Genomic DNA, 14800 nt, shown 5'->3' with positions numbered 1-14800 from the left:
CGGCCGCAAGTATCACGGCTTGGGCCAGCGGAACTGGGTGCGTGGCGACCTGCTACTCGGCGGCGGTCTTCTGCGGCTCACCGGGGATGTCGTCATTGGTGCCGAATAGCGAGGGCTGGTCGCCCTCTTCGACCAGGTGCAACTCGGCCTTGCGCTTCGGCATGAGTCCGACCAGCCAGCCCGAGAAATTCTCCATGTAGACGTAGATCACCGGTGTCACGAACAGGGTCAGCGCCTGCGAGGCGAGCAGGCCGCCGACGACGGCAACGCCCAGCGGCTGGCGCAGTTCCGCGCTGGCGCCGGTGCCGAGCGCGATCGGGAACGTGCCCATCAGTGCCGCCAGCGTCGTCATCATGATCGGCCTGAACCGCATCAGGCAGGCTTTGTGGATGGAATCGGTGGCCGACATGCCCTCTCGTCGCAGTTCAAGCGCGACGTCGACCATCATGATGCCGTTCTTCTTGACGATGCCGATGAGCATCAGGATGCCGATCACCGCGATGACGGACAGATCCATGCCGGCGAAGCGCAAGGCGACAACCGCCCCGAGCACAGCCGACGGCAGGCCGGTCAGAATCGTCAGCGGGTGGATGAAGCTCTCATACAGAATGCCGAGCACGATATAGATGGTCAGGATGGCGCCGCCGACCAGCAGGCCCTGGTTGGCAAGCGAATCCTGGAAGGTCTTGGCGGTGCCGGCGAAGGTCGTGGAGATCGCCGTCGGCATGCCGATCTGCTCTTTCAGCGCGTCGATGCGTTTCACACTGTCGCCCAGCGCCACGCCCTGCGGCAGGTTGTAGGAGATCGTCACCGCCGGAAGCTGGCCGAGCTGGTTGACCGTCAAGGCTCCGGCCGTGCGATCGACCCTGGCGAAGGCGCCGAGCGGCACCAGGCTGCCGCTCGCCGTCCGCATCTGGATGGCAAGCATCCGCTCCGGCGACCATTCGATCTTGGGATCGAGTTCGGCGATGACTTCGTAACTGTCGGCCGAGCCGAAGATCGTTGAAACCTGGTCGGTGCCGAACCCACCATAAAGAGCCGAGCGCAGCGTGTCGGTGTCGATACCGAGTTGGGCGGCCTTGTCGCGGTCCACCACCAGCGTCGCCTGCAAGGCGTTGTTCTGCAGGTCGCTGGTGACGTCGGTGAAGGTCGTGTGGTCGGCCGCCATCGCGTCATTCAGTTTCTGCGCCCACTGATCCGTCAGGCCGGTATCGAGGCCCTGAACCACAAGCTGGTAGGCACTGGCCGACGAGCGCGAGCCGAGCCGCAGATTCTGCACCGGCTGCATGTAGGTCTCGATGCCCGCCACGCCGGCCAGTTGCTTGCGCAGATCCGCAAGCACCTTCTCGATATCGGGACGCTGGTCCTTGCCCTTGAGCTGGACGAAGAGCTGTCCCTGGTTCAGCGCATTGTTACCGCTGCCCGCCGACCACGCCACATGGTCGACATAGGGTGACTTCGAGAACACGCTGGCCACCTGCCCTTGCAGCTTGGCCATGGCGTCGAACGAAATGTCCTGGCGCGCGATGGTGGTCACCGAAATCTGGCCGATATCTTCTTGCGGGAAGAAACCCTTCGGCGAAACCTCGATCAGCCACACCGAGGCTGCCGCGGTGCCGACGAAGACGAGGAACACCAGGAAGGTGTGCCGCAGGCAGAAGCTCAGAATCCGATCGTAGCCGCGCGTGAGGAAATCGCGCTTGTGGCCAGCACCATGTGCCTCGCGGTCGGCCTTGGTCACCGACAGCAGCCGCGAGCACAACATCGGCGTCAGCGTCAGCGACACGAACATGGAGGCCAGGATGGCGACGGTCACCACGACGGCGAACTCGTTGAAGATGCGCCCGATCACGCCACCCATCAGAAGCACCGGGATGAACACCGCCACCAGCGAGATCGAGATCGAGATGATGGTGAAACCGATTTCGCGCGCGCCCTTCAGCGACGCGTCGAAGGCCGACAGCCCATCCTCTTCCATATGGCGGAAGATGTTTTCGAGCATCACGATGGCATCGTCGACGACAAGGCCGACGGCGAGCGTCAGGCCCATCAGCGATATGTTGTCGATGGAAAAGCCGAACAGGAACATCGCGCCGAGCGTGGCGATCAGCGAGATCGGCACCGCCACGGCCGGGATGATGGTCGCCGTGACGCGACGCAGGAACACGAAGATCACCATCACCACCAGCGCGATGGTCAAAAGCAGCGTGAACTGCACGTCGTCGACCGCCTGGCGGATCGAGCTCGAGCGGTCGTTGAGCAGCTTGATCTGGGCTGCGGCCGGCATCTGGTCCTGGAAGGACGGCAGCATCGCCTTGACCTTGTCGACGACGTCGACCGTGTTGGCGTCCGGCTGGCGCTGCACCGCCATGATGATCGCGCGGGTACCGTCATACCAGCTTGCGGTTGTGGTGGTCTGCACCGAATCGACGACACGGGTCACCTCGCCCAGCCGCACCGGGTGGCCGTTCTTGGTGGCGATGATGAGGTTTGAGAAACCGGCCGCGTCGGTAAGCTGCGTGTTGGCGGTGATGGTGAGCTGCTGCTTGTTGTTTTGCAGAACGCCGAGCGGCGTGTTGCTGTTGGCGGACGCGACCGCCGCCTGCAGCTGATCGATCGAGATGCCGCGCGCGGCAAGCGCGGTCGGATCGATCTGGATGCGCACCGCGTATTTCTGCTGGCCGAAGATCGAGACCTGCGCGACGCCGTCGATGGTCGACAGCGACGGCGAGATGACGTTTTCGGCGAAGGCATCGAGGTCGGTCAGCGGCACCGTGTCGCTGACCAGCGACATCAAGAGGATCGGCGCATCGGCCGGATTGACCTTGCGGTAGCTTGGCGGCGCCGTCATCTGCGGCGGTAGCGATTTCTGCGTGCGCGCGATCGCCGCCTGGACGTCGGCGGCGGCCGCGTCGATGTTGCGGTTGAGCACGAACTGGATGGCGATCGAGGTCTGGCCGAGCGAGTTGGTGGTCGAAATGGAATCGATGCCGGCGATGGTCGCGAACTGCTTGATCAGCGGCGTCGCCACCGACGTGGCCATGGTTTCGGGCGAAGCGCCGGGCAGCGAGGCCGAGACGTTGACGACCGGGAATTCGGCGCTCGGCAGTGCCGCCACCGGCAGGAATTTGTAGGCGAACAGTCCGCCCAGCACGAGGGCGAACGACATCAGAAGGGTGGCGACCGGCCTGCGGATACAGAATTCGGAGATCATTGGGCCGCCTCGCCGGCGTTGGTCGCCTCGGCAACCTTCGGCGCGGCCGCCTTGCCTTCATGCACCGCGGCGCCGTTCTTCAGCCTTGTCTGGCCCTCGGTGACGACCTTCTCGCCGCTTTTCAGCCCCTGACTGATGGCGCTGTTTGCGCCTTCGGTCAGCGCCACCTGCACCGGCCGCATCTCGACAGTGCTGTCCGGCTTGACCACGTACACGAACGGCCCCTTCTGGCTGGGCTGCACCGCCACGGTCGGAACCGAGGTCATCCGCGGCATGATGCCGGCGTCGAGCACGACATTCACATACTGGCCCGGCCAAAGGGAAAGATCGGCATTCGGAATGCTTGCCCGCGTCGCGATCGTGCCCGATGCGGTGTCGACGCTGGAATCGACGAAATCGAGCGTACCCTTGCCGATCGGCGTCGGGTCGCCGTTCTGGATCAACGTCACCGCGTTCTGCTGTGGATTGGCAAGCGCCTTGTGAAGCAGCGCAAGGTTGCTTTCCGGCAGATTGAAGTTGACCTGCAGCGGGTCCATCTGGGTGATGGTTACCAGTGGCGTCGCCGTGCTGCTGTTCCCGTTGCTGACGGTGACGAGGTCGCCGACGGCGACATTCACGGCACCCAGCCTGCCGGCGATCGGCGCGGTGATGGTGGCAAAGCCAAGCTGGACATTGTCGGCGTCGATCGTCGCCTTGTCGGCATCGACGGTCGCCGCCGCCGCCTTCTGCGCGGCAACGGCCTGGTCGTAGGTCTGCTGCGTACCGGCCTGCTTGGCGACAAGGTCCTTGGCGCGCTGAAGGTCGGAGTTCGAGCTGGCAAGCAGCGCCTGGTCCTTGGCAAGCGCTGCCTGATCCTTGGCGAGTTGCGCCTTCAGCGCCCGATCGTCGAGCGAGAACAGGAGGTCGCCCGCCTTCACCATCTGCCCGTCCTTGACGTCGATCGACACGATCTGGCTGGAGACGCGCGCGTTGATGTTGACCACGGCCGGAGAGGAGACGAAGCCAATGGCATAGCGGCGGATCGGGAAATCCGCGGTCGTCGCCGTCGCCGAAACGATCGAGGCCGAACGGGCACCGTTGCCGCCACCCGCCGCCTTGTCCCCCGCCGCCGGCTTTTCGGTCGCTGGCTTGTCTGTCGCGGCGACCTGCTTTGCGCCGAGGAACTGCTGAGCCTTGTTCAGCGCGTCCGGCGACAGATAGAGCCAGGCCGCGCCGACACAGGCGACCGCCAGCAATGAAAGCATGACTTTTCCACGCATCGACAAAAGACCTCTCCGTCCGACACGCCATAGCCAGGTGGTCGTATTCTAGCGCAATTCCCGGCTCACTGCCGCGATTTCGCCGAATAGATAGGACGCGGGTTTGTCGGAAAAGGGCCAAAACACGGCATTACGAAGATTTAATGTGCACTGCACAATAGCTGTGCAGCCGGCTATCCTCAAAGCCGGAAGCCGGATGGGCTCCGAAAAATGGCCTCCGAGAGGGCAGCCTTATCTAGCGCAGCATCGGCCAAAGCGTCGCCGCCAGCAGCACGCCCATGGCGATGTTGAACCATTTCAACCGCACCGGGTCGGACAGGAAGCCGCGTAGTGCCGTGCCGAATCCGGCCCAGACCGAGACACTGGGAAGATTGACCACAGTGAAAGCCACGCCGATCAGAATGACGGACAAGAATGGCCGTTCGGGATTGGTATAGACGGCCATCGCGGTGATTGCCATCACCCAAGCCTTGGGGTTGACCCACTGGAAGGCCGCGGCATCGATGAATCGCATCGGCCGCGCATCCGTCTCGCCCTTGCCGCTGAGCGAGCGCGACATGGCAATCTTCCAGGCGAGATAGAGCAGATAGACGGCGCCGGCGATCTTAAGCCCGGTGTGCAGCGCGGGGAACGCGGTCAGCACCGCCCCAAGCCCGAAGCCGACGGCAAGCAAAAGGACGAGAAATCCGATGCTGATGCCGAGCATATGCGGGATAGTCCGCACGATGCCGAAATTCACGCCCGACGCCAGCAGCATAAAGTTGTTCGGGCCCGGCGTGACCGAGGTCACCAGGGCGTAGAGCAGCAGGGCAAGGAAGGCGTCGAGGGTCATGACGGCTCCAAAGGTCAGCAATACTGACTTAAATCGACCGGGCGCCGGACGCAACGTCATTCGAGTGGTCCAATGCGCGCCGCAGTGATCCGCCTGTACGGCCAGCGGCGCGTCTGGACCCCGCGTGGAAGAAGATCAGGTCCCAGAATCTGGTTGGAGGGCAACCCATTCATTGCCTCGTAAGGCTGGGACTGTCATCGTCACCCAGCCGTGGGCAAGCACCCAGATCGAGTATGCGATCAGTGCGTACATCATCACATGTATCACCAGATCTTGTCGTGGGGTCATGCGCCACCAAGTCTCAGTTCGCTTTTCGGATCGCCTCGCCCGACCGTGATTGCTGAACTTTAATTTCGTATGACTGCTACATCCCCTGCGGGCCGCGGTTCATGGCTGCCACGCCGGTGCGGCAGATCTCGACCAGGCCGAGCGGCTTCATGATGGCGATGAACTGGTCGAGCTTGGAGCCCTTGCCGGTGATCTCGAAGATGAAATGCTCGGTGTTGGCGTCGATGACGCTGGCGCGGAACGCGTCGGCGAGCCTGAGCGCCTCGACCCGGGCCTCGCCGGTGCCGGCAACCTTGACCAGCGCCAGTTCCCGTTCCAGCGGCCGCTCCTGTCCGAACTCGTGCGAACGCACGGTGAGATCGACCACGCGATGCACCGGCACGATGCGCTCGAGCTGATGCTTGATCTGCTCCAGCACATGCGGCGTGCCGCGCGTCACGATGGTGATTCGCGACAGGTGTTTTTCATGCTCGGTTTCCGAGACGGTCAGGCTCTCGATGTTGTAGCCACGCCCGGAAAACAGGCCGATGACCCGGGCAAGCACGCCCGGTTCGTTATCGACCAGCACGGAAAGCGTGTGGTTTTCCGGCCGTTCCGTTTCCTTGGCGATGAAGTAGGCGGAACCGGTGGGTTGAAGGTGCTGTGCGTTCATGACATGAATCTCAAATTCTTGATCTAACTATCTGTTTCCGCACGGCTTATCTTGACAAGCCCTGCCCCGGTCCGTCGTCTACACCAGTTCCCTGCCCTTGGCGTCGATTGCATTGGCCACTACCTCGTCGGTGGCCTCGTCCGGCAACAGCATCTCGTTATGCGCCTTGCCAGACGGGATCATCGGGAAGCAGTTGGCGAGCGTCGCCACGCGGCAGTCGAACAGCACCGGTTTCCTGACCGAGATCATCTCCTTGATCGCGTCGTCCAGTTCGTCTGGCTTGTCGCAGCGAATGCCATGGCCGCCATAGGCCTCGGCCAGCTTGACGAAGTCGGGCATCGCTTCGGTGTAGGAATGCGACAACCGGTTGCCGTGCAGCAGCTGCTGCCACTGGCGCACCATGCCCATATACTGGTTGTTGAGGATGAAGATCTTGATCGGCGCGTCGTGCTGCACGGCGGCGCTCATCTCCTGCATGGTCATCTGCACCGAAGCATCGCCGGCAATGTCGACGACCAGCGCGTCGGGATGCGCGATCTGCACGCCGAGCGCGGCCGGCAGGCCGTAGCCCATCGTGCCCAGCCCGCCAGAGGTCATCCAGCGGTTCGGCTTCTCGAAATGATAATGCTGCGCCGCCCACATCTGGTGCTGGCCGACCTCGGTGGTGATGTAGGTATCCATGTCCTTGGTCAGCTCGTAGAGCCGCTGGATGGCGTATTGCGGCATGATCACGTCGTTGTTCATCTTGAAGGCGAGGGAATCGCGCCCGCGCCATTTGGCGATCTGCTCCCACCAGGGGTAGAGCGCCTTCTTGTCGGCCTTTGCGGTTGCCCGCCACAGCCGCACCATGTCTTCCAGCACGCGCCCGACATCGCCGATGATGGGCACTTCGGTGTGGACGTTCTTGTTGATGGAGGACGGATCGATATCGATGTGGATCTTGCGCGAGTTCGGCGAGAACGCACTCAGCCTGCCGGTGATACGGTCGTCGAAGCGCGCGCCGATGCAGAGCATGACGTCGCAGTCATGCATGGCCATGTTGGCTTCGTAGGTGCCGTGCATGCCGAGCATGCCGAGCCAGTTCTTGCCAGACGCCGGGTAGGCGCCGAGCCCCATCAGCGTCGAGGTGACCGGGAACCCGGTGAGGTCGACCAGTTCGCGCAAGAGATGGCTCGCTTCAGGGCCGGAATTGATGACACCGCCGCCCGAATAGATCACCGGTTTCCTGGCGCCGGCCATCAGTTCGACCGCCGCCTTGATCTTCTCCAGGTCGCCCTGGACCTTGGGCTGGTAGCTGGTGCGCGGCGCGATCTGCGGCGGCACATAAAAGCCCTTGGCGAACTGCACGTCCTTCGGGATGTCGACCACGACCGGACCGGGACGGCCGGTCGTCGCGACATGGAACGCCTCGTGGATGGTCGCGGCGAGTTCGTTGACGTCCTTCACCAGCCAGTTGTGCTTGGTGCAGGGCCGCGTAATGCCGACCGTGTCGCATTCCTGGAACGCGTCGGAGCCGATGAGCGAGGTCGGCACCTGACCGGTCAGGCAGACCAGCGGGATCGAATCCATCAGCGCATCCTGCAGCGGCGTCACCGCATTGGTGGCGCCGGGACCCGATGTCACCAGCATGACGCCGGCCTTGCCGGTCGACCGCGCATATCCCTCTGCCGCATGGCCGGCGCCCTGCTCGTGCCGCACGAGGATGTGCTCGACCTCGTCCTGCTGGAAGATCTCGTCATAGATCGGGAGAACGGCGCCGCCGGGATAACCGAAGACATGCTTGACGCCATTGTCCTTCAGCGCCTGCACCACCATTTCGGCGCCGGTCATTTCCCTACCTGCCATCTCGCGCCGCTCGTTCTGTCCATTGCTCATCGGTCTGGTCCCGTACTGTCCGCCATTGGGCGTTGCTGGTCGTTTAGTCGTGTTTCAGGCAATAAAAAAGGCCCCCGAGGGAGCCTGTGTCTGCGCATGGGGGGTTTTCGCCCGGCGGTTACACCGCCTTGCCCACGCGCCTTCCTACGAGAATGAGTGCCGTTTTCATGGTGGCAGACCATAAAGGCGAAGTCGCGGGGTCGTCAATGGGGTACCGCACGAATTCACTCAGCCGTGAGATCGGCTCCGCCGCGCGCTACCATAGTACAGTTGAGCCCATCCCATCGACGCACCACTATGCCGGGCTGACGACGTGCCTGGGAGGAGACGCGTTGCCGGCGAATGGGAGTCCCATCCCCAGGCAGGGAGGTCCTGGCCGGCCGCTTGCTGTTCCAGTGGAAGCCTGAACAGGCGTTCTTGGAAACCGACAACCGGAGGAGAAACCATGCTCGAGAGAACACCCACCACGAAGGCGCAGGCCCTGCTCGACAAGCTTGGCAAGGCGCTGGAGACCGGCGACATCGACGCGGCGGTCAACTGTTTCCAGGCGGATTGCTACTGGCGCGACCTCGTCACCTTCACCTGGAATCTCCGGACGATGGAGGGCCAGGAGCAGGTCCGCGACATGCTGAAAGCGACGCTGGCTGGAACCCGGCCGAGCGACTGGAGGGTGGCCGAAGGCGAGGAGGCGACCGAAGCGGACGGCGTCACCACCGCCTGGATCACCTTCGAGACCGAGGTGGCGCGCGGCTTCGGCCTGGTGCGGTTCAAGGGCGACCTGATCTGGACCTTGCTCACCACCATGGCCGAACTCAAGGGCCATGAGGAGAAGGCCGGTTTCAATCGGCCGCTCGGCGCCAAGCACGGTCACGGCAAGGACAGGAAATCCTGGCGCGAGGAGCGTGATGACGAGATCGCCGAACTCGGCCGCGGCAAGCAGCCTTATGTCGTGATCATCGGCGGTGGCCAGGGCGGCATTGCGCTCGGCGCGCGCCTGCGCCAGCTCGGCGTATCGGCCATCATCATTGAGAAGAACGAGCGTCCCGGCGATTCCTGGCGCAAGCGCTACAAGTCGCTCTGCCTGCACGATCCGGTCTGGTACGACCATCTGCCTTATATCGACTTCCCCAAGAACTGGCCGGTCTTCGCCCCGAAGGACAAGATCGGCGACTGGCTGGAGATGTACACGAAGGTGATGGAGCTGAACTACTGGTCCTCCACCTCCGCTAAATCCGCGAAATACGACGAGACGGCCAAGGAATGGACCGTCGTGGTCGAGCGAGACGGCGAAGAGATCGTCCTCAAGCCCAAGCAGTTGGTGCTGGCCACGGGCATGTCCGGCAAGGCGAACTGGCCGAAATACAAGGGCCAGGACATCTTCAAGGGCGAGCAGCAGCATTCCTCGACCCATCCCGGCCCCGACAAATATCGCGGCAAGAAGGTCGTGGTCATCGGCTCCAACAACTCCGCCCACGACATCTGCGCGGCTCTCTGGGAGGGAGGCGCGGACGTGACCATGGTGCAGCGCTCCTCCACCCATATCGTCAAGTCCGACACGTTGATGGATATCGGGCTCAGCGCACTCTATTCCGAGCAGGCGGTGGAGAACGGCATGACGACGCGCAAGGCCGACCTGATCTTCGCCTCCCTGCCCTATCGCATCCTGCACGAGTTCCAGATCCCGCTTTACCAGCAGATGAAGGAACGCGACGCGAAGTTCTACGCGGACCTTGAGAAGGCCGGCTTCCTGCTCGACTGGGGCGATGACGGCTCAGGCCTGTTCATGAAATATCTGCGCCGGGGTTCGGGCTACTACATCGATGTCGGCGCCTGCGACCTGGTCATAGACGGCTCGATCAAGCTCAAGAGCGGACCAGGTGCGGCGGTGCGGGAATTGACGCAAACCGGCGTCAAATTCGCCGATGGCACCGAATTGCCGGCCGATCTCGTGATCTACGCCACAGGCTACGGCTCGATGAACGGATGGGCGGCGGACCTCATCTCGCAGGAGGTGGCCGACAAGGTCGGCAAGGTCTGGGGCCTTGGCTCCAACACCGCCAAGGATCCCGGCCCCTGGGAAGGCGAGCAGCGCAACATGTGGAAGCCGACCCAGCAGGAGGCGCTGTGGTTCCATGGCGGCAACCTCCATCAGTCACGCCACTATTCGCAATATCTGGCGCTGCAGCTCAAAGCCCGGCAGGTTGGCTTGCCGACACCAGTCTACGGGCTGCAGCAGGTCCATCACAAGGGATAGTCAGCTTCTCCTGCATCGACACGGTGAACCTGTCCCGCGTCGGCGACATCGAACAAGGCGGCAACGGCGAGTTCGCCGCTGGGGCTGGTCGGCGATGGCGTGAAAACGCCCTCGTCAGCCAAACGCTCGCGGCAGGGCCGGTATGCCGCCACCGCGCTTTCGCGGTCGAAGCAGAAGCACATGGCTGTCTCCTCCTGATGATTGGTCTCGTCAGGGCCGATTGGCGAAGTCGTGCACGACGCGCTGCAGCAACGGCACATAGTCGCGAAACGCCCGCGTCCGCATATTGGCGACCTTGCCGCCCTCGTCCCAGATGCGAACCCGCACCGCTTCCTCGTGGAACGGGTTCTCGCGGAACGCAGCCACCTCGTCGGCACTCATCGGTCCGCCCTGCAGCGACAAGGTATGAACCGAAGCCGGCGACAGCCTGGAGAAATAGGTCGGGTCGGTGGCGCAGAGATAGCGCTTGGCGGCAACGTGCAGCCGGACGCACTCGACGATGACAGGCGGGAAGAACGGTGCCAGCACTTCGCCGCCGGCCTCGTCATGGTGCTTGTCCTCGACATCGTCAGGCGAATAGGTGCCGAACTCGCTGGTGTAATGGCCGATGTCGTGCAGCAGCGCGGCGGCCACCAGCACGTCTGGGGCTCCATCCTGTTCCGCCAGCCAAGCCCCTTGCAGCATATGCTCGGACATCGTCACCGGCTCGCCGAGATAAGATTCGGCGCCCCGGCGCTCAAAAATGTCGGCGATGAATTCGACGATGGTGTCCGCGTTCAGATCCTGGCCGATCATTCCGCGGCCTCCTTGAAGCCGTGTTCGATCGCCGCGAGCGTCGACAACAGGCCGTCCTTGTCGGCGTAGCATCCCTGCAGCCAGCGCTTGCCGGTGCCGGAAAACGCCTTGCGGGCATGCATGACGCGGGTGTTGTCGACGATGAAGGCCTGGCCGGGCTCAAGCTTGAAGGTGACTTCGAAGGATGGATCCTCGATCAGCTCGGCGAAGCGGCGGTAGGCGGCATAATAAGCGCCCATCTCGGCGAACGGCACGTCGACGGTCGGCGCCAGCGAACGGTTGTTGAAGCGGATGCAGATCAGTTCGCCGTCGGGTCCAAGCTCGATCATCGGGCGCTTCGCCTGCAGCCGCACGCCGGACGACCCCGCATATTCGAACCGCGCCGCATGGGAACTCAACAGCCGAAAACCTTCGGGATTTTCCGTTTGAAGAGCGGCCGCGACGGCAAAGCCGTCGACGACGCTGGATTCACCGCCCTCCACCGTGTTCTCGATGCAGGACAGGATCTGCAGCGTCGGCACCGGATCGCGATAGGGATTGTCGGTATGCGCCTGCAGGCCCAGATTGGTGTAGGCGAGATTGTTCGGGTTGACCTCGGCGCGCACTTCGAACCAGCGCCCGTAATTGGTCTCCCTGACATAGCCGAACAGGTCGGACACCTTGCACAGCGCCCCGGATTCGGCCGGCAGCCCGTCCATCACCGCAAAACCATAAGTCCTCACCGCCGAAAGCCATTCGCGCAGGACACCGCGGCCATGCAAGGCCGCCGGATAGCTGGCGCGCGGCACCGCGTTCTGCATCGTCGCCCTGGTCCAGCGCTGGATGACATCGCCTGTCCAACCAGGCTGGCGTGTCTCGTCGCGATCATAGGCGTTCGCACGCAGCCATTGGGCGGGAAAGCTGACCGTTTTTCCCTCCGGCTCGAAGCTGATCTCCAGCGCTCCGGCCTTGATGGCGGCAGCGCCAATTCTCGTCTTCGCCGGAATGTCGAGGATGGTGATCAGGCGTTGGCCATTGCCGGCGCTGCGCGTCTTGTCGTCAAGCGCGTTGTCGCGCAGCCAGACGGCGTGGAAGCGGGTACGCTTGCCGTCTGTCCAACCAAGTTCGATTGTTCTGCCTTCATCGCCAACCAGCACGTGGGTGAGCATGGAAATCCGTCCTGTCGCCTTGTTGCCCACGGTTCGTACCGTGGTTTGGATTGCATGTTGACCTCCCGAAAGGCATAATTCCAATTATCATTTTTTGGCCAATGGCAGCGATTTGGTAATGGCTCGGCGAACCGCTCCTACCCTCCCTCCACTCGACTGGCTGCGCAGTTTCGAGGCTGCGGCACGGCTGTCGAACTTCACCGCGGCGGCAGCCGAACTCGGCCTGACCCAGGCGGCCGTCAGTCAGCACATCCGGCTGCTCGAGGAAAGGCTGAAGACGCGTCTGTTCTCGCGGCTGGCGCGTGGGGTCGCGCTGTCGCCGGAAGGTGCCGCCTACCTGCCCCACATCCAGTCGGCCTTCGCCACCATTGGCAGCAGCACCACGGAACTGTTCGAACCGCGCGCCGTCCAGACCGTCTCGCTCCGGGTGCCGATCTCGTTTGCGCTGCTGGCGCTGGTTCCGGCGCTGCCCGACCTGGCCGAGGCGCTGCCGCGCATCCAGCTTGATCTGGTGACGATCCATCGCCCGACCGACTACGATTTGCCAGGCTCGGCGCTCGACATCCGTTTCGGCAACGGATCCTTTCCCGGACGCGAGGCCGAGAGGCTGACCGCCGAGCGGCTTGTGCCGGTGGCAAGCCCGGCCTTGGCCAGTGCCGCCGACTGGACATCGCTGCCGCTGCTTCTGGTGGCCGGCGCACGCGAGATGTGGGCCGAATGGTTCGCGGCGGCCGGATTGGCCGGCCATCCCCGGCGCTCGCATCGCTTCGACAGTTTCGTTGCCGCCATGCATGCGGCGAGCGCCGGTGCCGGCGTTCTCCTTGGGTCGCGGCCCCTAATCGACGCGGCGCTCGACGGCGGAGCGCTGGTCCGGCTTTCCGTTTTTGAGCTGCCCAGCACGTCAGGGCATTTCCTGACGAGGCCGTCGACCGCGCACCTGACCAGCGCCGAGCAGGATTTCCGCCATTGGCTGCTGAAGCGCCTCGCCGGGAAGGCATGAGTGACTGGCGTTACCGCGACGCTGTGCCGATGCGCTTCCAGTAGATCAGCGTGCCCGTCAGCCCGCCATGCGGCTTCAGCGCATAGTCCGGAACTTCGCCGGCCAAGGTGAAGCCGAGCTTCTCATAAAGTCCCGACGCACCCTCTTCGCTCGCCGTATCCAGAACCAGCAGCGTGCGTCCCTTCCCCGCCGCGAGGTGTTCGGCGGCTCGCATCAGGCGCGTCCCGACACCCCTACCCCGCTGCACGACCGATGTCATCAGCTTGGCGATCTCGGCCCGATGCGGCTGATTGGGCGGACAGTCGAGCAGCAGGGTGACGGTGCCGACCAGAGCGCCGCCGTCCCACGCCCCAAGCACCACTCTTTGCCCTCGTGCCGCCGCGGCCAGCGACGTCTCCCAGAACGCGCAGGCCGCATCCGACGCCAGCGGATGCATGAAGCTGACCGATCCGCCGGCGGCAACCGTTTCGACCAGCAGATCGGTAAGCTGTGCGAGTGTTTCCCGGCTTGCGGTCAACGGCCCGATTTCTATGACGTTCATACCTGGTCCTCTGGAAACGATTGATGGGTCGACAGCGCCGCTTCAGTCGAGATGGCGCACACGCCGCCGCTTGCGCGCGGCCTTGATGGCGCCGATGCGTTCGGTGTCTTCTTCCTTGAGATGCCGACCGCGCTCCAGGATTTCGAGCGTGTATTCCTCATAGGTCAGGCCCAGCCGTTCAGCCTTGTCCATGCGCATCAGCATGACTTCGCGGCTCGGCGCCTTCCATGCCTTGGCGTGCGCGGCCTGCCAGGCCAGGAAGATGTATGGATCGCCCTTGCCCCATGGCGGCCCCTTGTAGTCGTCAAGAGGCGGCCCCCCATTGTGGGAGCGCTTTGGCCGGCTTGCCATGACGTCAGCTCCTGACCAGGGCGACGAGATAGTCGGCGCCCGGCTCCAGCGCATGAAAGGTGCAATCCGACGGCGCTCCGAGCGCCAGGCAGTCGCCCGGTTCGAGCCTGTGCACCTGGTCACCCTCGGTGAATTCGAGTCTTCCCGAGATCAGCCAGATCTGCTGCTTGATGAAGGCGTAGGAAGCCGCCGGCAAGCTGACCTTCGCGCCCGCCGGCAGATGGACCTTGATCAGTTCGAGCGGCATGTCGCAGGCCGGCGACAAATGCCGCCTGACATAGCCTGTGTCGGGGTCGCGCCACACTGGCTGGACGGCTGCGCGCAGCAGCCCGCCACCCTGCAATTCCGCCCGTGCGATGAGGGTCGAGAGCGTCATGCCGAAGGCAGCCGCTATGCGTACCAGAAGTGCCGCCGTCGGGCTGGTCATGCCACGCTCGATCGTGCTCAGCATTGCCTTGGAAACACCGGATTGTTCGGCGAGCTCGGCCAGCGACCAGTCCCGCATGGTCCTTTCGGTATGGATACGCCTGCCGATGGTCGAGGAAATGTCGTTCGCTATATCATCCATTCGTCCATTATAACGAAACCAAC

The 14800-nt window shown here is 63.5% G+C and carries 13 protein-coding genes; 2 read left to right on the top strand and 11 right to left on the bottom strand.

The features are described from left to right. Positions 1-52 precede the first annotated feature (52 nt). From FJ954_RS07685 to FJ954_RS07665, 5 genes are all read right to left on the bottom strand, one after another. On the bottom strand, positions 53-3214 hold the full coding sequence (locus tag FJ954_RS07685; protein WP_140660968.1) for an efflux RND transporter permease subunit: 3162 nt from the start codon (positions 3212-3214) through the stop codon (positions 53-55). After that, a complete protein-coding gene (locus FJ954_RS07680) occupies positions 3211-4473 on the bottom strand; it encodes an efflux RND transporter periplasmic adaptor subunit (protein WP_140615751.1) in 1263 nt (420 codons plus the stop codon). The genes FJ954_RS07685 and FJ954_RS07680 overlap by 4 nt, the downstream gene beginning before the upstream one ends. Positions 4474-4708: 235 nt before the next feature. Beyond that, positions 4709-5305, bottom strand: a complete 597-nt coding sequence (locus FJ954_RS07675; protein WP_015317294.1) for a LysE family transporter — start codon at positions 5303-5305, stop codon at positions 4709-4711. 364 nt (positions 5306-5669) lie between these two features. Then, positions 5670-6245 (bottom strand): acetolactate synthase small subunit, encoded by a 576-nt coding sequence (ilvN, locus tag FJ954_RS07670; RefSeq protein WP_013894763.1) that lies wholly within the window; start codon positions 6243-6245, stop codon positions 5670-5672. 78 nt (positions 6246-6323) lie between these two features. Beyond that, complete coding sequence (locus tag FJ954_RS07665; RefSeq protein WP_140660967.1) at positions 6324-8120, bottom strand: acetolactate synthase 3 large subunit; 1797 nt, start codon at positions 8118-8120, stop codon at positions 6324-6326. Between the two features lie 445 nt (positions 8121-8565). On the opposite strand from FJ954_RS07665, the gene FJ954_RS07655 reads away from it, so the two are divergent. Then, on the top strand, positions 8566-10374 hold the full coding sequence (locus FJ954_RS07655; RefSeq protein ID WP_140660966.1) for an NAD(P)/FAD-dependent oxidoreductase: 1809 nt from the start codon (positions 8566-8568) through the stop codon (positions 10372-10374). Here FJ954_RS07655 and FJ954_RS07650 read toward each other — a convergent pair. From FJ954_RS07650 to FJ954_RS07640, 3 genes are read right to left on the bottom strand one after another with little or no spacing between them, the layout of a single operon-like run. Then, a complete protein-coding gene (locus FJ954_RS07650; protein ID WP_140660965.1) occupies positions 10362-10556 on the bottom strand; it encodes a hypothetical protein in 195 nt (64 codons plus the stop codon). The genes FJ954_RS07655 and FJ954_RS07650 overlap by 13 nt on opposite strands. Before the next feature lie 28 nt (positions 10557-10584). Next, entirely contained in the window at positions 10585-11169 is a 585-nt protein-coding gene (locus FJ954_RS07645) for an HD domain-containing protein (protein WP_140660964.1), read from the bottom strand. Then, on the bottom strand, positions 11166-12317 hold the full coding sequence (locus FJ954_RS07640) for a gamma-butyrobetaine dioxygenase (protein WP_140660963.1): 1152 nt from the start codon (positions 12315-12317) through the stop codon (positions 11166-11168). The genes FJ954_RS07645 and FJ954_RS07640 overlap by 4 nt, the downstream gene beginning before the upstream one ends. A 118-nt stretch (positions 12318-12435) precedes the next feature. Here FJ954_RS07640 and FJ954_RS07635 point away from each other — a divergent pair, with 118 nt between their 5' ends. Further along, positions 12436-13317: a LysR substrate-binding domain-containing protein gene (locus FJ954_RS07635; RefSeq protein ID WP_140660962.1), complete on the top strand. Its 882-nt coding sequence runs from the start codon at positions 12436-12438 to the stop codon at positions 13315-13317. 10 nt (positions 13318-13327) lie between these two features. Here FJ954_RS07635 and FJ954_RS07630 read toward each other — a convergent pair whose 3' ends face one another. From FJ954_RS07630 to FJ954_RS07620, 3 genes are read right to left on the bottom strand one after another with little or no spacing between them, the layout of a single operon-like run. Further along, entirely contained in the window at positions 13328-13858 is a 531-nt protein-coding gene (locus FJ954_RS07630; RefSeq protein WP_140660961.1) for a GNAT family N-acetyltransferase, read from the bottom strand. Between the two features lie 42 nt (positions 13859-13900). Further along, positions 13901-14209: a hypothetical protein gene (locus FJ954_RS07625; RefSeq protein ID WP_140660960.1), complete on the bottom strand. Its 309-nt coding sequence runs from the start codon at positions 14207-14209 to the stop codon at positions 13901-13903. Positions 14210-14213: 4 nt separating this feature from the next. Next, on the bottom strand, positions 14214-14777 hold the full coding sequence (locus tag FJ954_RS07620) for an XRE family transcriptional regulator (RefSeq protein WP_140660959.1): 564 nt from the start codon (positions 14775-14777) through the stop codon (positions 14214-14216). Positions 14778-14800 lie beyond the last annotated feature (23 nt).

The organism is Mesorhizobium sp. B2-3-15, from assembly GCF_006442875.1.
In the GTDB taxonomy this organism is placed as follows: Bacteria; Pseudomonadota; Alphaproteobacteria; order Rhizobiales; family Rhizobiaceae; genus Mesorhizobium; species Mesorhizobium australicum.
Note: the sequence above shows the minus strand (reverse complement) of the source record. Positions and strands in the feature narration are given on the sequence as shown.

Excerpts from the sequence above, each read along its gene's own strand:
- FJ954_RS07680 (WP_140615751.1), bottom strand. The coding sequence starts at position 4,473 with ATGCGTGGAAAAGTCATGCTTTCATTGCTGGCGGTCGCCTGTGTCGGC.
- FJ954_RS07635 (WP_140660962.1), top strand. The coding sequence starts at position 12,436 with ATGGCTCGGCGAACCGCTCCTACCCTCCCTCCACTCGACTGGCTGCGC.
- FJ954_RS07640 (WP_140660963.1), bottom strand. The coding sequence starts at position 12,317 with ATGCTCACCCACGTGCTGGTTGGCGATGAAGGCAGAACAATCGAACTT.
- ilvN (WP_013894763.1), bottom strand. The coding sequence starts at position 6,245 with ATGAACGCACAGCACCTTCAACCCACCGGTTCCGCCTACTTCATCGCC.
- FJ954_RS07655 (WP_140660966.1), top strand. The coding sequence starts at position 8,566 with ATGCTCGAGAGAACACCCACCACGAAGGCGCAGGCCCTGCTCGACAAG.
- FJ954_RS07650 (WP_140660965.1), bottom strand. The coding sequence starts at position 10,556 with ATGTGCTTCTGCTTCGACCGCGAAAGCGCGGTGGCGGCATACCGGCCC.
- FJ954_RS07665 (WP_140660967.1), bottom strand. The coding sequence starts at position 8,120 with ATGAGCAATGGACAGAACGAGCGGCGCGAGATGGCAGGTAGGGAAATG.
- FJ954_RS07685 (WP_140660968.1), bottom strand. The coding sequence starts at position 3,214 with ATGATCTCCGAATTCTGTATCCGCAGGCCGGTCGCCACCCTTCTGATG.
- FJ954_RS07645 (WP_140660964.1), bottom strand. The coding sequence starts at position 11,169 with ATGATCGGCCAGGATCTGAACGCGGACACCATCGTCGAATTCATCGCC.
- FJ954_RS07620 (WP_140660959.1), bottom strand. The coding sequence starts at position 14,777 with ATGGATGATATAGCGAACGACATTTCCTCGACCATCGGCAGGCGTATC.
- FJ954_RS07625 (WP_140660960.1), bottom strand. The coding sequence starts at position 14,209 with ATGGCAAGCCGGCCAAAGCGCTCCCACAATGGGGGGCCGCCTCTTGAC.
- FJ954_RS07630 (WP_140660961.1), bottom strand. The coding sequence starts at position 13,858 with ATGAACGTCATAGAAATCGGGCCGTTGACCGCAAGCCGGGAAACACTC.
- FJ954_RS07675 (WP_015317294.1), bottom strand. The coding sequence starts at position 5,305 with ATGACCCTCGACGCCTTCCTTGCCCTGCTGCTCTACGCCCTGGTGACC.